The following is a 17,516-nucleotide window of genomic DNA, read 5'->3' on the forward strand; positions in this document are numbered from 1 at the left end:
TGGACGGCGTACGGCTGTCGAACGCCGTGTCAGTGGACGAAGCGTGCCACCACGTCGCGATAGCTGCGACTGACTTTCACCTGAGCGCCGGAGTCCAGCACCAGGAAGCATTCGCCGTTGGTGTGCGGCTTTACCTGTCGAACCTGATCAAGGTTGACGATGGTTGACCGATGGACGCGCTGGAACCGGCGCGGATCGAGCCGCTTTTCCAGATCCTTCATCGTCTCACGCAGGATCAGCGTGTTATCCGCCGTCTTAATGCACATGTAATCGCCCGCGGCCTCGACGATCTCGATCGTGTCGACATCGACGCGGAAGATCTGCCCGCGATCCTTGACGTTGATCAGCTTCTCGAAGCGGTTCGCCGTCGGACCATCCCCGCCGTCGACGATCTCGGCCGCGGCCTCGGGTGCATGTTCGGCCAGCGCTTCCTTCAGCTTTTCCGCCTCGTTCACGCTCGACTTCTCGGCCAAGCGCTGGCGCACGCGGTCCAGCGTATCCCCCAGCCGCGCTTCTTCGACGGGCTTCATGAGATAATCCACCGCCTGTGCTTCAAAGGCGCGCAAGGCGTGATCCGAATAAGCGGTGACGAAGACGAAGAGCGGCGGCTCCACCTCCATCAATCCCTGAACCACCGAGAACCCGTCGAAACCGGGCATTTGGATGTCGAGGAAGACCAGGTCTGGCTTGTGGGTCTTGATCGCGCTGATCGCTTCGCGGCCGTTCTGGCACTTGGCGATGATCTCGACGTCGTCGTGCGCCTGCAACCGGAGCTCAAGCCCCTGGATTGCGAGCGGCTCGTCGTCGACGAGAATGGTGCGGATGGTCATGGTCTGGTCGATCTCCGATGCGAATGCCGCCGGCCCGTGCTGTTCCGGACTGACGGTCATCAAACTTCACTACCCCCGTTTGCACCCCGTTATTCTACCTGGAACGGTATCTCGAGCTCGACGCCGAACCCGCCTGTGGGCATGGCGCGCAGCTCAAACCGGTGATCCGCTCCAAAGGATTGCTGTAGTCGCTCCCTGATATTGGCAATGCCGACGCCGGTGGAAAGGCTCGGCTTGTTCTTTGTTGGCTGCAAGCCCGGCCCGGTATCCGATACGCCGATCCGTACTCGATCGCCGTTGAGCCGCGCGGTGACGCAGATTTCCGCACCTTCCTCCTTGGGCGTAACCGCATATTTGATCGCATTCTCGACCAACGGCTGCAGCAGCAGGGAGGGGAGGCGCGCCCGTTCGGCGGCCGGATCAATCTCGAACTTGGGACGCAGCCGATCCTCGAAACGCATCTTCTCGATTTCGAGATACAGCTTCAGCGTTTCAACCTCCTGCGCCAACGTGACGTGCGCGGTGGGTTCATTGACCAGCGTATATCGAAGGAAGCTCGACAGGCGGCTGAGCATCGCGTTCGCCCGCTCCGTCTGCTTCAGCAGCACGAGCGTCGAGATCGAATTCAGCGTGTTGAACAGAAAGTGCGGGTTCAGCTGATAGCGGAGCATCGCCAGCTGCGCGGACGAGGCCTGCGTTTCGAGATGCTGGAGCTGATCAATCTGCTCCTCGACGATCAGATAGAAGTTGATTCCGAAATAGAGCGCCGACCAGCCGGCAAGCACGGTGAAGTTCAGGAAAAGCGCGCCGATCAGCAGTTTTACGTCAACGCCTGGCGCGGAAAGCTTGATGAAGCTGAACGAGAATGTGTCCAGCAAGGCATAGATGAACGTCGCTGCGCCGAGCGTCAGCACGGTCAGGATGATCGCGGTGATCCGCGGAAGCCCCCGGTAAAAGCCGTAGAGCACCGACAGCAGCAACGTGATGCAATAGCCGACGATCGTTTCGACGATCGTGCTGATCACGCCCTGGATGGTGAAGCCGTTCGAGATCGATGAAACGGTTCTGAGAACGAGATAGCCGGTCCAGCCGGCTGCCTGAAGAACCCAGAACGCGCGAGCCTTGTCCTCGAAAAAGGGTCTCACGGCCAAGTTGCTTGGCCGGATCGGGGTCGACGTAGAAGCGGGCGCGGGAAGGGTGGTCGCCATCCCGGCTCCTGTACACGGCTGTTCACCGCCGCGCAAAAAGGAAGGGCCGCCGCTCCCTGAAAGGAAGCGGCGGCCCCGAAACGGAGGTGACTAGGCGCGGATCAGAACTTGAAGCGCGCACCCAGGCGGATGAAATACAGCGACGGACGAATTTCCGCGACGCTGTCGTTGGCAGGGCGTGCCTGCGTGTAGAGGTACTGCGCGCACGGGTTGGTTGCCGACGGCACGCAAGAGACGCGAACCACGTCCTCCAGGTATGGGAAGACCGCCTGGCGGAAGCCACCCCAGTTCTTGTTGAGCAGGTTCGGCACGTTCTGGATGTCGGCGAACACCGACAGCTTCGAATTGCCGAGGAAGGTCGGAACCTCCTGCTCCAGGTGGAGATCGATGCGGGTGTAGGCGCGCGAGCGAGCCACGTTGCGCGGTGCGATCTTGCCGCGATAGTTCTTCAGCACCGACCCTTCGATGATCTGCTCGACCTGCGCCTGCGTCTCGGGGGTGTCGTAGGTCACGAGCGCATCGCTGCCCGACGTCGGCACGTAGAACAGGAAGCGGTCGTCACGACCGGTCAGGCCGAAGACCGAGCTGCGCGTCGTGCTGCCGGCGTCTTCCATCGTGTAGCTGTACGGACGGCCCGCCTGGGTTTCGCCGAACAGCTGAACAATGGTGCGGGCGTCGCCGAACAGGGCGCGATCGAAACCGACGCCATACTTGAACGACCACGCCACCTGATCATTCGACGTGCCATAGGCTGCGCGATCGCCAAGGAACGCGCCGTTCGCGTAGTTCGAGCCCGCGGTCGACGACGTCGCCGGGGTCTCGTCCTTCACGTCCTGCAGCGAGTAGGCGAAGTTCAGCATCAGGCCGAAGTCGAACGTCTTGTCGACGCGGACCACACCGACGTGGCTGCGGCCACGATCACCGTTACGCAGGACGATATCGGTGTTGGTGTTCGTGCCGACCAGCGGGCCGAAGCGCGGACGACCATCCGGCAGAACGCCGATCTGGACCGAGCGATAATCGACGAACTGGAGCGAGTCCTTGGTGCGGCTGAAGTAATAGTCCGCACCGAAACGCCAGCCACCGCCGAGGAGGTCGCGCGGAGTCCAGTCGGCCGACAGGGTCGCCTTGTACACCGACGGAATGTTGAAGTCGCGATCCAGCGCGTTGATGTTCGCCGTCGGGTTGGCGCCCGTATTCGGGATCAGCGCCTGCAGCTGGGCCGGGATGCTGTTGCCCGACACATTGTTGAGGATCGCGGCACCCGTCGCCGCGTCGAGGACGGCGCCGTTCACGGTGAACCCGGTCGGGTTCGCCGCCGTTACCGGCACGCGCTGGATGTTGACCGAGTTGATGCCAACCCCGCCGCGACCCGCACCGGCATTCGAGTAGCTGTTGGACAGGTACACGTCCGGCGTACCGCCGCCGAAGATGCCGAAGCCACCGCGCAGCTTCACATCGTCGATCGGTTCCCAGTTCACGCCGATGCGCGGCTGGAACAGGCCAAGGCCCTTGAAGTTCTTGGTGTTCGGGAAGCCGTAGCGGTCCTGGAAGCCCTGGTTGAACGGAATGTCGTTCGCACTGTCGAACAGGTCGTAGCGCATGCCGAGCGAAACGTTCAGGCGATCGGTGATCTGCCAGTCGTCCTGGATACCAAAGGCATACTGACGATATTTGAAGTCAGCAGCCGCATCGTTGACGTTGCCCGAAGCCGGACGCTGGAACGTCACCGAATTCGCACGGCGGGCCTGGAAGTCGGCCAGCGAGTCGAAGTAATAGTTGCCGGTGGTGTTCTGCAGGAACAGGTTGAAGACGCGGATTTCGTCATACTGACCGAAAACCTTCAAGTCATGCCCGTTCATGTTCAGGCGCGCGAGAACCGAGCCCGAATAGGTGTCGGTGTAGAACTCGTTCGACTGACGCGAGCTGTCCGGACCGAAGAACAGGGTCGGCTGGGTAGCGCCGCCGCCTGTCGGTGCCGTGCACTGGTTCAGCGTGCCACGCGACGTGGCGTCGGTGCAGACGCCGAACTGAGCGAACTGGTTGCCGTTGAGCGAAAGCGCGCCGCGCTCGTAGCTCTTGTAGAGGAAGCGAGCTTCGGTCGAGAAGACTTCGGTCCACTGCGAGTTCAGCTGCGCGATGCCCGCACGCAGCAGCTCGGTAGCCTTGTAGGCGTTCGACGACAGGCCATACTGCGGATTCGACGAGCTGGTGCCGCTGTTCTGCAGGAAGTTCGCTTCGTCGTAGGCGTTGATGTAGCTCAGCGACAGGCGATGATCGTCATTGATGTTCCAGGTGATCTTGCCGACGATCTTCTCGTCCTTCTCGGTCGAGGTCAGCAGCGTGCCACCGGCGTCGAAGCCGTAGACCGAATCGGCGGTGCCGACGACGGTATCGATCAGGCCCTGGGTCAGGCCGGGAACCTGGCTCGGGGTCGGCGAGAGCGGGTTGCCCTCGGTGTTCTTTTCGGCCGAGACCATGAAGAACAGCTTGTCCTTGATGATCGGGCCCGACAGCGTCGCACCATAGGTCTCGCTCTTGAAGTCGAGGTTGGTGTCGATGTTGCGACCGATCCGCTCGCCGGTCAGACCATCGGTGTTCTGGCTGTAGAAGGCGTTGCCGTGGAACTCGTTCGTGCCGGTCGTCAGGATCGCGTCGATCGCGCCGCCGAGGAAGTTGCCCTGGCGCACGTCATAAGGCGCGACCGAGGTGCTGAACTGGCCGACCGAGTCGAGCGGCACTGGGCCACGGCGGGTGGGGTTCGCGTCCGGGTTCAGGCCGAAGTTGTCGGATACGACCACGCCGTCGATCGAGAAGCGATTGTAGCGCGGGTTGATGCCGGCGAACGAGATCGAGCGGCCGCCGCTGGCGGTTTCCTCGAAGCGGGCGAACGGATCGCGGCGCGCGAGGTCGCGAATGTCGCGGTTGATCGAGGCGACACGACCGATCTCGCGCTGGGTCAGAACCGTCTGCGGACCGTCCGAAGTGACGCCGGCGCGCGACAGAGCCGAGGCGGTGACGACGATATCGCCGCCCTCCTGGCCCTCGGCCGCGGCGAGTTCGACGGTCACGTCATAGGGCTGGCCAACAACGGTGTAGACGTCGGTGACGGTCTTGCTGCCCTCAGCGCTGGTCACTTCGACGGTGTAGGGGCCGCCGGGGCGAAGGTTGGCGACGTTGAACGCGCCGTTGGCGTTCGTCGTGGCGGTGGAACGGCTGTTCGTGCCGGTATCGATCACGGCGATCGAGGCACCGGCAACCGGCGCACCATTATTCGTCACCGCACCACGAATGGAGGAGGTGGTTTCCTGTGCCATCGCGCCAGCCGGCGCGATGAGCGCGACCGCAGCCACGCCCAAAAACAGGTTATGTCGCATCTACTTTCCCCTTGAGCGAACGCCGCTGTGTTACGTCCGGTCCTGAACCGTTCGGCGAACCTTCTGGCGCGCCGTTGCGCCCCTAATATTTCTCTTCGGTTACATGCGAAGTGGGATTCGGCACGGAACCGGATTCGATCATGCTGCGTTGCAAAAAGGCGACAGGTGCGTTTTCTCAGCTGGCCGCCGCGACAATGGCTTGCCAGCCTGCTTCATCGATCACCTTTACCCCAAGATCCCCGGCCTTCTTCGCCTTCGAACCGGCACCGGGGCCTGCGACCACCAGATCGGTCTTGCCCGACACAGATCCCGAGACTTTCGCGCCGAGCGCTTCCGCCTGAGCCTTGGCCTCGTCGCGGCTCATCGTTTCCAGTGTTCCGGTGAAGACGACGGTCTTGCCCGAAACCTCGGACGCGCGGGTTTCGTGCACCACGTCTGCGGGTGTCACCTCCGTCAGCAGATCGGCGATGGCAGCGTCGTTGCGCTCCTCGGCGAAGAAGTCGATCAGCGCGAGCGCGACTTCAGGCCCGACCTGCTTGGTGTCAACAACGGTGGCGAGCTCCTTGGCGGCACGGGACAGATGCTTGTCGTCGCTCTCTCCGATCGCCTGAAGCATGGCGTCACGCGTGTCGATTCCCGTCTGCACCATGTTGCGAAAGGCGGGCCAGCTTTGCCAACGCCGAGCGAGATCGCGCGCCGTGACTTCGCCAATGTGGCGGATGCCAAGTGCAAAGAGGAACCGGTCGAGCGGCGGCTGACGCTTGGCGTCGATCGCCGCCACCAGATTACGGGCCGAGATCTCGGCCCAGCGTTCGCGGGTGAGGAGCTGTTCTTCCGTAATGCGAAAGATGTCGGCCGGCCGCGCGATCAGCCCATCGGCATAGAAGTTCTCGATATTCGTGATGCCCAGGCCCTCGATGTCGAGCGCGTGACGCGAGGCGAAATGCCGCAGCCGCTCGATCGCCTGAGCGGGGCAGACGAGCCCGCCCGAGCAGCGCCAGTCAACCTCGCCGGGTTCGCGCACCGCCTCCGATCCGCATTCGGGGCAATGGGTGGGAAAGTGCCATTCCGGCCGCTCCGCGTCTCTCGTCAAATTCTCAACGATTTGCGGGATCACGTCCCCCGCACGCTGCAGAACGACGCGGTCGCCTGGCCGCACGCCGAGCCGTGCGATCTCGTCCGCATTGTGGAGGGTCGCATTTCGCACCACCACACCGCCGACGGTGACTGGCTCCAGCTTAGCGACGGGAGTGAGCTTGCCCGTGCGGCCGACCTGTACGTCAATATCATTGAGGGTGGTCTGCGCCCGTTCTGCAGGAAACTTATGGGCGATGGCCCAACGCGGTGCCCGCGCGACAAAACCCAGCCGCTCCTGCCAGTCCAGCCGATCAACCTTGTACACCACACCGTCAATGTCGAACGGGAGATCCGCACGTTGCGCCTCGATCTGGCGATACTGCGAGAGTGCCTCCAAGGCGCTGGAAACGCGGACGAAGTCGTCCGCCACCGGAAAACCCCACTGCCGCAAAGCGGTGACGACCTCATACTGCGTTTCCCCGGGGAGCGAGCTGACCTCGCCCCATCCGTGCGCCAGAAAGCGGAGCGGCCGGCTGGCGGTGATCGCCGCATCCTTCTGCCGCAACGAGCCAGCTGCCGCGTTGCGCGGATTGGCGAATTGCCGCGGTTCCTTGCCGACGGCAGCGGCCTCGTCCGCCAGCCGCTGGTTGAGCCCGGCAAAATCCGCCTTGGCCATGTAAACTTCGCCGCGAACCTCGAAAATCTCCGGCACACCGTTCGGGAGATCGGCGGGGATGTCGGCGATGGTGCGTACGTTGGCGGTCACGTCTTCGCCGGTCGTGCCGTCCCCGCGGGTCAGCGCCTGAACGAGGCGGCGGTTCTCGTAGCGGAGCGAGCAGGACAGGCCGTCGATCTTCGGCTCGGCGGTGAGCGCAACGTCAGCGGCGTCTGGAAGGCGGAGGAAGCGACGAACACGGGCGACGAACTCCTCGACGTCTTCGTCCGAGAAGGCGTTGTCGAGGCTTGTCATCGGGCGCGCGTGCGCAACCTTGGCGAGATGCCCGGCCGGCGCCGCGCCAACCTGCTGCGATGGCGAATCCTTGCGGACCAAGTTCGGGTAGGCCGCCTCGATCGCATTGTTGCGCCGTACCAGCGCGTCATAGTCGGCATCCGAGATCTCGGGCGCGTCATCGCTATGGTACAGCCGATTGTGACGTCCGATCTCGGCAGCCAGTTGTTCCAGCTCGGCGGCAGCGGCTTCTTCGGTGTTCGGGATCGCGGTCATGGTCGTTGGTTAGGCGAGGGGAGGCGCGCCGCCAAGCCGGCGCACCCGTCGCTGAGCCAACGCAAAAGGCCGGAGCGATGCCCCGGCCTTCGTTTGTTGCGTCAACCCTTGAAGGTCAGTGTGTACCGGGCACCGACGGGTCGATGGTGTGAACCGACTCGCCCTCGTGCACCTCGACCAGGCCCCGGCCGAGGTGCGAGGCGCGGTAGCTATAGCCATAATAGATGACGAGGCCGACAGCGCCCCAGATCGGGAGCACGAGCATCGCATCCAACGGCAGGTTGAAGAACAGGAAGACGCAGCCAACGATCGTCAGCGGGCCGACCAGCCACAGCACAGGAGTGCGAAAGCTGCGCTGGCGGTTCGCTTCGGTCCGGCGCAGGATCATCACCGCGAAGGCGACCATCATGAATGCGTACAGCGTGCCCGCGTTCGCGATGTCCGCCAGCTTGCCCACCGGCAGGAACGCGGCTGCGAATGCCACGGCTGCGCCGGTGATTGCGGTAACGATATACGGCGTCTTCCACTTCGGGTGCACCGCAGACAGCGCCTCCGGCAAGAGACCGTCACGGCTCATCACGAAGAAGATGCGGGTCTGGCCGAACATCAGGATCAGGATGACCGACGGCAACGCGAGGAACGCAGCGATGCCCAGCATGTTGCCGACGCCTGACCAGCCGATCTGTCGAAGGACATGGGCGAGGGCTTCGTTCGAACATACAAGCGGCAATTCGTTCGCGGCATAGGTCGCGCACTGCCGGGCAAGTTCCTCAGAGCCGGCCGGGAACGGCACGCCGTTCGGCCCCATGATCGGCTGACCACCGACGGTGCCAATCGCACCCGCGGCGACCAGAATGTAGAATACGGTGCAGAACAGCAGCGATCCGACAAGGCCGATCGGCACGTTACGTTGCGGGTTCTTGGTCTCCTCTGCGGCGGTGGAAACCGCGTCAAAGCCGACATAGGCGAAGAAGATCGTCGCGGCCGCGCCGACCGCGCCAACGCCGGTGCCAAAGCCACCGAACACGCCGGCGGGCAGGAAGGGATTGAACCTATCGGTGCTGAAGGCATCAGACGGCAAGGTCAGGACGATGAACGCCGTCAGAGCGGTGACCTTGATCGCGACGAGGATCGCATTGACCCGCGCGCTTTCGGTGGTGCCCACCATCAGCAGCCACGTGATCAGCAGCGAGATGACAACGGCAGGGAGATTGATGAAGCCGCCTTCGACGCCGCCAAGTGCGAGCGGGGCGCCGGACAGCCATGGCGGCAGATATATGCCAAGGAACTCGTTGAGGATCGTTCCGGTGAAATATCCGGACCAGCCGACCGAGACTGCGCTGGCCGCCACGGCATATTCAAGGATCAACGCCCACCCGACGGTCCACCCGATCACTTCGCCCATGGTGGCGTAGCTGTAGGTATAAGCGGAGCCGGCGACCGGTATCATTGCGGCGATTTCAGCGTAGCACAGCGCGGCCACGATGCAGATCGCCCCCGCGATGGCAAAAGCCAGCATAAGACCGGGGCCGGCCTTTTGTGCGCCCGCCGAGGTCAGCACGAAAATTCCCGTGCCGATGACGCAGCCGATGCCGAACAAGGTGAGCTGGAACCAGCCCAAGGTTCGATGAAGCGATTTCTTCTCGGCAGTCGCCAAGATGGCGTCGAGCGGTTTTACTCGGCCAAAGATCATGCGGCCCTTTTCCCCCACGAGGCGCGGCCTTGCCGACCGCCCATTATTGAATCGCGTGAAAGTAGCGGGAGATCGGTCAGGCGCAATCCCTCACCGCATCGCCGCGCCAGATCGTGTCCGCGATGTCACTTTCGACTGTCGTTTTCGATCAGCATCGGCCCCAACGGGCGCCCGGCAAGGATGTGGACGTGGAGATGCGGCACTTCCTGGTGGCTGTGCGGACCGGCATTGGCGAGCAGCCGATATCCTGGTTCCACCAAGCCCATTTCCCGCGCGACATGACCGACGGCGCGGACGAACCCAGCAATTTCGGCATCGCTGGCCTTTGCCGAGAAATCATCCCAGCTGACGTAAGGGCCCTTCGGGATGACGAGGATATGCGTGGGTGACCAAGGCGCGATGTCATGAAACGCCAGGGCGAATTCATCCTCATAAACTTTCTTCGACGGTATCTCGTCGCGCAGGATCCGAGCGAAGATGTTCTGATCGTCGTAGGGCGTGGTTGCATCGACGGGCATATGCTCTGCCTTATTCCGGGCGGAAGGAAAGGGGGCGTCCGGCCTTCTCGTCATGGCCTGACTGCCCTTCGCGCCGTGCGAGCTCGCGCCGGACATCATCCAGGCTCAGGTTCGCGTCGGCGAGCAGGATCAGAAGGTGGAAGATCAGGTCAGCCGCCTCCGGCACGATATTCTGATCGTCGCCGGAACAGGCCGCGATCACCGTTTCAACGGCCTCTTCGCCGACCTTCTGTGCAATCTTGTGCCGTCCCTGGAAGAACAGGCTGGCGGTGTAGGAACGCACCGCCGGGCTGTCCTTGCGGGTACGGATCGTCGCTTCAAGACGCTCGAGAATGTCGTCGGCCATTCGCGCGAGGTGCCGCGCAGGCGCGCTAAGGTCAACCTTTCCGACCGCGATTGCGCAGGCTTCGCCGTGCCAGCCAGACGATGACGGCGGCAACGAGGAACAAGGCAACGTCGGACGGCTCGGGGCCGGTGCGGGGCGTGGACACGGTGGCGACGTTCGTTGCAGCGGCCTGGTTTGTTGCCGAACTTGCGAGTGTCAGCACTGTCGATCGGCTCCCATCGCAGCTGGAGCCGCCGGGGCCATGCGCCGATTAATGCGAGCGCACCGGCACGCCGGCTTGCGCCAGCGCATCGTGTGCCTCGGCAATCGTCGCTTCCCCGAAATGGAAGATCGAGGCCGCGAGAACGGCGGATGCATGACCTTCCGTTATGCCCCGAACCAGATCATTCAAGCTGCCCACGCCGCCGGAAGCAACCACCGGCACGCTCGTGCGGTCAGCCACCGCCCGGACAAGCTCGAGATCATAGCCGTCGCGTGTTCCGTCGCGATCCATGGAGGTGAGAAGGATCTCTCCGGCACCGAGATCGGCCAGGCGCAAGGCATGTTCGACCGCGTCGATGCCGGTGGCGTGGCGCCCGCCGTGGGTGAACACCTCCCAGCCGCTGCCCGTCCGCCGCGCGTCGACGCTTGCCACGCAGCATTGGCTGCCGAAGCGCTCCGCGATGTCGGCAACGACCTCCGGGCGGGTCACCGCGGCGGAGTTCACCGCCACCTTATCGGCCCCCGCGAGGAGAAGGGCGCGCGCATCATCAGCGCTCCTGACCCCGCCGCCGACTGTTAGCGGCATGAAACAGACCGCAGCGGTGCGGCGCACGACGTCCAAGATCGTATCCCGGCCCTCATGGCTGGCCGTGATGTCCAGGAAGCACAGCTCATCCGCCCCGGCCGCGTCATAGGCGCGGGCTTGCTCCACCGGATCGCCGGCATCGATCAGGTCGACGAAGTTCACGCCCTTGACTACGCGACCATTGGCGACGTCCAGGCAGGGGATGACCCTGGCCCGAACCGTCATCGGTTCTGCCCGACATTGCAGTCGCAGCGCATCAGATGGGGCTTCTGTGCCGATATTGCTGCACGCCACGTTGACCTCATGCCGCAGCCGCGAGCTGGAGGGCGGCGGAAAGATCCAGTCGGCCGTCATATAAAGCCCGACCGGTGATCACCCCTTCGATCCCGTCCACGGCGTGACGCGCCAGAATCTCGATATCGTCGATCGCCTTTACCCCGCCGCTCGCAATCACCGGAATCGCGACGGCACGCGCGAGCTCCACCGTGGCTTCGACATTGCACCCTTTGAGCAGGCCGTCGCGCCCTACGTCGGTGAACAGGAGCGCGGCGACGCCAGCGTCTTCGAAACGGCGAGCGAGATCGGCCGCGCTGGTGGTAGAAACCTCGGCCCAGCCCTTGGTAGCGACCATGCCGTCACGGGCGTCCACCGCAACCACGATCCCGCCTGGATGAGCGGAAGCCATGTCCCGCACAAACTGCGGGTTCTCGAGCGCGGCGGTGCCGATCACCACTCGCGATACGCCTGCATCGAACCACGCCTTGACGCTCTCAGGCGTTCGGATGCCGCCACCCAGTTGCACCCGCCCAGGAAATCGCTCGACGATCGCGCGAACCGCTTCGCCATTGCGGCTTTCCCCGGCAAAGGCACCGTCGAGATCAACGACGTGAAGGTGCCCGGCGCCAGCCTCCGCGAACAGCATCGCCTGCGCGGCAGGATCGTCGCCGTAGACGGTGGCGCGATCCATATCTCCTTCGGCGAGACGAACCACCTGGCCGCCCTTCAGGTCAATTGCGGGAAATACGATCAGGCTCATGGACGCCACTTCAGAAAACGAGCGAGAAGATCGAGGCCATAGCGCTGACTTTTCTCGGGGTGAAATTGCACGCCAACAATGTTGTCCCGGCCGATCGCCGCCGTGACTGCCCCGGCATGCGACGTTTCCGCGATCACGCCATCGCCAGCATAGGCATAGCTGTGGAGGAAGTAGGCTTCACCGGCCGGGATCAACGGATGCTCGCCGCGCGGGCGAACATCGTTCCAGCCCATGTGAGGCACCTTCGCGTCGGTGCCTGCTGGATCAAGCCGGCTGACGCTGCCGGCAAACCATCCGAGGCCACGGTGATGACCCAGTTCCTCGCCATGTTCGGCCAGAAGCTGCATCCCGACGCAAATGCCGAGAAACGGAGCGCCCTCATTCAGAACTCGCTGGCGCAAGGCGGCCTCAAGTCCATCCACCTCGCGCAGATTGGCGGCGCACGCGCCAAAGGCACCGACGCCCGGCAGGACGATGCGGTCGGCGCGACTGATGCGTTCGGGATCGGCCGTCACTGAGATGTCGGCCGCGCCGGCCGCGCGCAGAGCATTTTCGACCGAGTGCAGGTTGCCGGACTGAATATCCACCAGCGCAAGCATCAGCGCACCCGTGATCGGGCAACCGGGCGATCAGTGGGGCGGACGCTCACAAAACCCCCTTGGTAGAGGGGATGGAGTCGGCCTTGCGCGGATCGATCTCGATCGCCTGGCGCAGCGCCCGGGCAAGCCCCTTGAACGCGCTTTCGGCGATGTGGTGGTTGTTTTCACCGTGCAGCGTCTCGACGTGCAGCGTGATGCCGGCGGCCTGCGCGAAGCTGTGAAACCAGTGTTTGAACAGCTCGGTATCCATCTCGCCGAGCCGCTTCTGGCTGAAATCCGTCTTCCACACGAGCCATGGGCGGCCGGAGATATCGAGCGCGACTCGCGTAAGGGTCTCATCCATCGGAGAAAGCGCATCGCCGTAGCGCCGAATGCCGCGCTTATCGCCAAGCGCGCGGGCGAGCGCCTCGCCTATGGCAATGCCGGTGTCCTCCACGGTATGATGCTGATCGATGTGCAGATCGCCCTGGGTTTCCACGTCGAGATCGATCAGGGAATGGCGCGACAGTTGCTCGAGCATATGGTCGAAAAAGCCGACCCCCGTCGAGATGCGGTAGGTGCCGGTGCCGTCGAGATTGACGGTGACCGCAATCTTGGTTTCGCTGGTGTCGCGGCGGATCGTGGCGGTGCGCATTGAGCGCACATAGCGGGGCCTGTGCGTCATGCAATCTTGACCAGCCGTTTGCGACCGTTACCCATGGCGAGAATGGACGACCAAGCACCAGACAGCCTGATTCCGTATGATGAAATCGTACAGGAGGCACTGCGCGCCGTGGTGGCGCGCGTGCTTGGCTCCGTGGCCACCGGCGGCGGTTTGCCGGGCGAGCATCACTTCTACATAACGTTCAAAACCCAGGCCGCAGGAGTCGATATCCCGCAGCGACTGATCGAGCGTTTCCCGGACGAGATGACGATCGTTCTCCAGAACCGCTTCTGGGATCTGATGGTCGACAGCGAGCGGTTTTCGGTTGGCCTCAGTTTCAACCAGGTGCCTTCGAAGCTGGTGATCCCCTATTCCGCGATCACTGGCTTCCACGATCCGGCGGTGAACTTCGAGCTGCGGTTCCAGGCACAGGAAGGTCCGGGTGACGGCCCCGAACCGCACGATCCGGCAGAGAATGACGGGCCGCCGTCCTCCAGCGAGGATGGTTCGAACGTCGTCAGCGTGGATTTCAAGCGCAAGAAGTAAGCAGCGGCCCGGCCACGCGATGCCGGGCCTGCATGCAACCGAAGCACGGGTTCATTGCTTCTCTTTTCCGTCTTCCGCGGGGATGAGCCATGAACAACCGGACTGAAACCGACTCGATCGGCGCCATCGCGGTGCCGGCCGATGCGTATTGGGGCGCACAGACCCAGCGCTCGATCGAGAACTTCCCCTTTCCGCCATCCGAGCGAATGCCGATGGCAATCGTTCACGCGCTCGCGCTGGTAAAGCAGGCGGCATCTCGCGTGAACCGCCAGCACGGGCTGGAGGCGGAGAAGGCCGACGCCATCGAGGCCGCGGCCGCCGAGGTGGCGTCAGGCAGTCTGGACGATCATTTTCCGCTCGTGATCTGGCAAACCGGCAGCGGCACCCAGAGCAATATGAACGTCAATGAGGTGATTGCCGGACGCGCCAACGAGATGCTGACGGGCGAGCGCGGAGGTAAAACGCCCGTTCACCCGAACGATGACGTCAATCGTGGCCAGTCCTCCAACGACTCCTTTCCGACTGCGCTTCATGTCGCGGCCGCACTCGCCGCCAGCCGCAGGCTGATGCCGGCGCTGGAGCATCTTCAGCGCGCATTGGCTGAAAAGGCGGACAAGTGGCAAGGGATCGTGAAGATCGGTCGCACCCACATGCAAGACGCGACACCGCTGACGCTGGGCGACGAGTTCTCCGGTTATGCGACTCAGCTCGAACTCGCGCGGGGGCGACTGCAGCCGCTGATCGAAGAAGGGCTTTCGCGCCTTGCGCAGGGGGGAACGGCCGTCGGAACGGGCCTCAACGCGCCGCCCGGCTTTGCGGAGGATGTTGCGGCTGAGCTGGCGGATCTGACCGGCTTTCCGTTTAAGACGGCGCTCAACAAGTTCGAGGCGCTGGCCAGCAATGACACGCTGGTTGATCTTTCCGGGCGGTTGAACACCCTTGCCGTGGCGCTGACGAAGATCGCGAACGACATCCGGCTGCTCGGTTCGGGGCCGCGCTGCGGCATTGGCGAACTTGTCCTTCCTGCAAACGAGCCGGGCAGCTCGATCATGCCGGGCAAGGTCAATCCGACCCAGGTCGAGATGCTGACGATGGTCGCTGCACAAGTGATCGGGAACCATGCGGCGATCACGGTCGGTGGCATGCAGGGCCACTTGGAACTGAATGTTTTCAAGCCCTTGATTGGCGCAGCTGTGTTGCGCTCGATGGACTTGCTGGCGATTGGCATGGAGAGTTTTGCCGAGCGATGCGTGGAGGGCCTGGAGGCGGACGAGGGGCGGATCGCCGATCTGCTCGACCGTTCGCTGATGCTGGTGACGGCGCTCGCGCCCGAGATCGGCTACGACAATGCAGCCAAGATCGCCAAGCACGCCCATGCCGAGGGGCTCACGTTGCGGGAGGCCGGGATGGCGCTGGGCCTGGTCGATGAAGCCACGTTCGACCGGGTTGTCAGACCCAAGGCGATGCTGGGAACCTGAGTGGCATGCCCCGGGTTGATCACGGTAAGTATCGGAAAGGACGAATATGCTTCGCACCATCATCGGCGCGCTTGTTGGCAAGGAGATTGACCAGCGGGATGGGCGCGGCGGCCTGAAGGGCGCGGCGATCGGCATGCTTGCGGCGCGCGCCGTGACGCGAACCGGTCCGCTGGGACTGCTGCTTGGTGGCGGTTACGTGGCGAAGAAAATGTATGATCGCCGGCGCGCGAGCAAGGGCATGGGGGCGCGCACTAGCCGATAAGCGAGGTATGTCGTAGCGATGGCACGGCCGATCCCGGTGTACGACCAGAGCGGATCGGCCTGGATCTGGCACAGATTGGAGTATTTCGGCCACACGCGGGCTTGCCCTTGACGCTTCCGCCCGTGCCGCGGCAGTAGCGCGCATGGCCGCTTCCTCTCCAACCGACCCGCACGGCATGCGCCGTCGCGGCGTGCTGTTCGTTTTGTCTTCGCCGTCGGGTGCCGGCAAATCCACCATCGCTCGGAAGTTGCTGGCCGCAGAGCCCGAGCTGACCATGTCGGTATCCTATACGACGCGGCCGATCCGGCCGGGGGAAGTGGACGGCAAGGATTATAACTTCGTCTCGCTCGAGAAATTCCGCGCGATGGTGTCGAACCACGAGTTCCTGGAATGGGCGCACGTGTTCGACAACCGATACGGGACCCCCAAGGCCGATGTGTTCCATACCCTGAGCGAGGGCCACGACATCCTGTTCGACATCGACTGGCAAGGCGCGCAGCAATTGCACCAGCTGGCCGGGGGCGACGTGGTTCGGGTGTTCATCCTGCCGCCGTCCATGGCAACCTTGCGCGATCGGTTGCAGAAGCGCGCGACGGACAGCCAGAACGTGATCGACGCGCGCATGGCGCGGGCCGCCAATGAGGTGAGCCACTGGGACGGCTATGACTATGTCCTGGTCAACGATGACCTTGAACATTGTTTCGAGTGCGTCCGCATGATCCTGGCGGCGGAGCGGCTGAAGCGATCGCGGCAGACAGGCATTATCGGCTTCATCCGCAGCCTTCTGAAGAACGATCCGGCGACTGATCCGGCCTGAGCGTCAACCAAGAAGGCCGAGGAACCGCACCGCCGAGTCGAAATCTCGCCTGCGGACCGCACGTGCCTTCTCGGCCTCGGGATCCTCGCCCCATAATTCGGCCTGCCATGCCTCGTCGACGATGGCGGCCGACCAAAGGTCATCCGCGCTTATGGCCCGTTCCGCCAGCGCGAGCGCGCCGACCAGCGTGCCTGCGATCGTAACCAGCGGCTGGAGCGCCACCAAGGCGAACGGCGGACGACTGGCGACCGCTTCGGCGAGACGCGCAACGGTGGCGGTCGGCTGCGGACGGTGCATCACACCGCTGATCGTTTCGAAGTGGACGTCGTATCGATCGCGCGCCCAGGCGAGCAGCGGATCCCATGCCGCTTCCTCGCGCGCGACGAGTTCTGCCGGCGATTCGGCGCGGTAATAGAGAAGATCGCTTTCCGCATAGGCGGCCAGTCCCGCGGCGAAGGCTGCGGGGTCGGGCGCGACACGGTCGATCGCGGCATTGGCAAGCCCGGTGAGCGGCATAACGCGGGGATCGATCGTCTCCCCAACCGCGCGCCACTCCGCGGCGACGGCTGCTGCAAGGGCAGGGGTGGGCAGCGCGAGGGCGGCGCGGCCGGGCGTTCGCACGGGTCGGCCATCGAGCCGGATACCGCCATCTTCATCGACGGCAACCTCGGTCCAGAAACGCTTCACGGTTGTGGGCTCCGCCAGCGGCGCGCGAGCGATCGAGGAAGGACGGCCATGCTCCACAAGGCGACCAGGACGATCGCCCCGCCGAGTATCTTCGTTGGAGTATCTACCGCCCGCGCGAGCAGGACGATGCCGAGGATCGCGGCGGCAGCGGTGGCCAGGCGAACGAGCACCAGCACAAGCCAGCGCGATCGGGCGGGGTCAGTTGCCATGCTTCGCCTATGACGCAAGCGAATGACGCGCGCCAGCCACGACCAGATGACAGCGGCGCGAGCCCAGCCGGCCGTCAACCTCTTGGTTACAGATGCACTTTATGGTTTATTGCCGATAATAGCGAGAGCGGGCCCGGGGGGGCGAGCCTCACATGTCACTATCAGGAATGGTACGGCG

18 protein-coding genes are annotated in these 17,516 nt (G+C 63.8%); 4 read left to right on the top strand and 14 right to left on the bottom strand.

The genetic code is table 11. The annotated features are described in order from the left end of the window. Positions 1–29: 29 nt before the first annotated feature. The 12 genes from BMX36_RS03410 to hisB all read right to left on the bottom strand — a co-directional run bounded on the left by BMX36_RS03410 (position 30) and on the right by hisB (position 13,330). Positions 30–830 (bottom strand): LytR/AlgR family response regulator transcription factor, encoded by an 801-nt coding sequence (locus BMX36_RS03410; protein WP_066779150.1) that lies wholly within the window; start codon positions 828–830, stop codon positions 30–32. Positions 831–919: 89 nt separating this feature from the next. Further along, complete coding sequence (locus BMX36_RS03415; protein WP_066779087.1) at positions 920–2,038, bottom strand: sensor histidine kinase; 1,119 nt, start codon at positions 2,036–2,038, stop codon at positions 920–922. Between the two features lie 101 nt (positions 2,039–2,139). Further along, entirely contained in the window at positions 2,140–5,415 is a 3,276-nt protein-coding gene (locus BMX36_RS03420; protein WP_093063682.1) for a TonB-dependent receptor, read from the bottom strand. Positions 5,416–5,590: 175 nt separating this feature from the next. Then, the gene (ligA, locus tag BMX36_RS03425) at positions 5,591–7,717 is read right to left on the bottom strand and encodes an NAD-dependent DNA ligase LigA (RefSeq protein WP_093063683.1); all 2,127 of its coding nucleotides are present in this window, start codon (positions 7,715–7,717) and stop codon (positions 5,591–5,593) included. A 115-nt stretch (positions 7,718–7,832) separates the two neighbouring features. Beyond that, positions 7,833–9,410 (bottom strand): amino acid permease, encoded by a 1,578-nt coding sequence (locus BMX36_RS03430; protein WP_066779153.1) that lies wholly within the window; start codon positions 9,408–9,410, stop codon positions 7,833–7,835. A gap of 125 nt (positions 9,411–9,535) precedes the next feature. Further along, positions 9,536–9,928: a histidine triad nucleotide-binding protein gene (locus BMX36_RS03435; RefSeq protein ID WP_066779095.1), complete on the bottom strand. Its 393-nt coding sequence runs from the start codon at positions 9,926–9,928 to the stop codon at positions 9,536–9,538. A 10-nt stretch (positions 9,929–9,938) separates the two neighbouring features. Next, a complete protein-coding gene (locus BMX36_RS03440; RefSeq protein WP_093063684.1) occupies positions 9,939–10,274 on the bottom strand; it encodes a phosphoribosyl-ATP diphosphatase in 336 nt (111 codons plus the stop codon). Positions 10,275–10,305: 31 nt separating this feature from the next. After that, entirely contained in the window at positions 10,306–10,476 is a 171-nt protein-coding gene (locus BMX36_RS21290; protein WP_256210643.1) for a hypothetical protein, read from the bottom strand. 48 nt (positions 10,477–10,524) lie between these two features. Further along, the gene (gene hisF / locus BMX36_RS03445; RefSeq protein ID WP_093065188.1) at positions 10,525–11,286 is read right to left on the bottom strand and encodes an imidazole glycerol phosphate synthase subunit HisF; all 762 of its coding nucleotides are present in this window, start codon (positions 11,284–11,286) and stop codon (positions 10,525–10,527) included. A 76-nt stretch (positions 11,287–11,362) separates the two neighbouring features. Beyond that, positions 11,363–12,097: a 1-(5-phosphoribosyl)-5-[(5-phosphoribosylamino)methylideneamino]imidazole-4-carboxamide isomerase gene (gene hisA / locus BMX36_RS03450; protein WP_177179011.1), complete on the bottom strand. Its 735-nt coding sequence runs from the start codon at positions 12,095–12,097 to the stop codon at positions 11,363–11,365. Next, complete coding sequence (hisH, locus tag BMX36_RS03455; protein ID WP_093063685.1) at positions 12,094–12,699, bottom strand: imidazole glycerol phosphate synthase subunit HisH; 606 nt, start codon at positions 12,697–12,699, stop codon at positions 12,094–12,096. Before hisH ends, hisA begins: the two co-directional genes overlap by 4 nt. 43 nt (positions 12,700–12,742) lie before the next feature. Beyond that, positions 12,743–13,330: an imidazoleglycerol-phosphate dehydratase HisB gene (gene hisB / locus BMX36_RS03460; RefSeq protein WP_093063686.1), complete on the bottom strand. Its 588-nt coding sequence runs from the start codon at positions 13,328–13,330 to the stop codon at positions 12,743–12,745. Positions 13,331–13,402: 72 nt separating this feature from the next. Between hisB and BMX36_RS03465 the strand changes: the two genes are divergently transcribed. The 4 genes from BMX36_RS03465 (at position 13,403) to gmk (ending at position 16,442) form a co-directional block, all read left to right on the top strand. After that, entirely contained in the window at positions 13,403–13,885 is a 483-nt protein-coding gene (locus BMX36_RS03465) for an SspB family protein (RefSeq protein WP_066779111.1), read from the top strand. Positions 13,886–13,974: 89 nt separating this feature from the next. Beyond that, positions 13,975–15,363, top strand: a complete 1,389-nt coding sequence (fumC, locus tag BMX36_RS03470) for a class II fumarate hydratase (protein ID WP_093063687.1) — start codon at positions 13,975–13,977, stop codon at positions 15,361–15,363. 46 nt (positions 15,364–15,409) lie between these two features. Beyond that, entirely contained in the window at positions 15,410–15,625 is a 216-nt protein-coding gene (locus tag BMX36_RS03475; protein ID WP_066779117.1) for a hypothetical protein, read from the top strand. A gap of 142 nt (positions 15,626–15,767) precedes the next feature. After that, positions 15,768–16,442, top strand: coding sequence for a guanylate kinase (gmk, locus tag BMX36_RS03480; protein ID WP_066779120.1), 675 nt, complete (start codon positions 15,768–15,770; stop codon positions 16,440–16,442). 3 nt (positions 16,443–16,445) lie between these two features. Here the strand turns inward: gmk and BMX36_RS03485 are convergent, their stop codons facing one another. After that, a complete protein-coding gene (locus tag BMX36_RS03485) occupies positions 16,446–17,129 on the bottom strand; it encodes an ATP12 family chaperone protein (RefSeq protein WP_093063688.1) in 684 nt (227 codons plus the stop codon). Continuing rightward, entirely contained in the window at positions 17,126–17,338 is a 213-nt protein-coding gene (locus BMX36_RS03490; protein ID WP_066779126.1) for a hypothetical protein, read from the bottom strand. Before BMX36_RS03490 ends, BMX36_RS03485 begins: the two co-directional genes overlap by 4 nt. Positions 17,339–17,516: the final 178 nt, after the last annotated feature.

The organism is Sphingomonas sp. OV641 (assembly GCF_900109205.1).
Taxonomy (GTDB): domain Bacteria; phylum Pseudomonadota; class Alphaproteobacteria; order Sphingomonadales; family Sphingomonadaceae; genus Sphingomonas.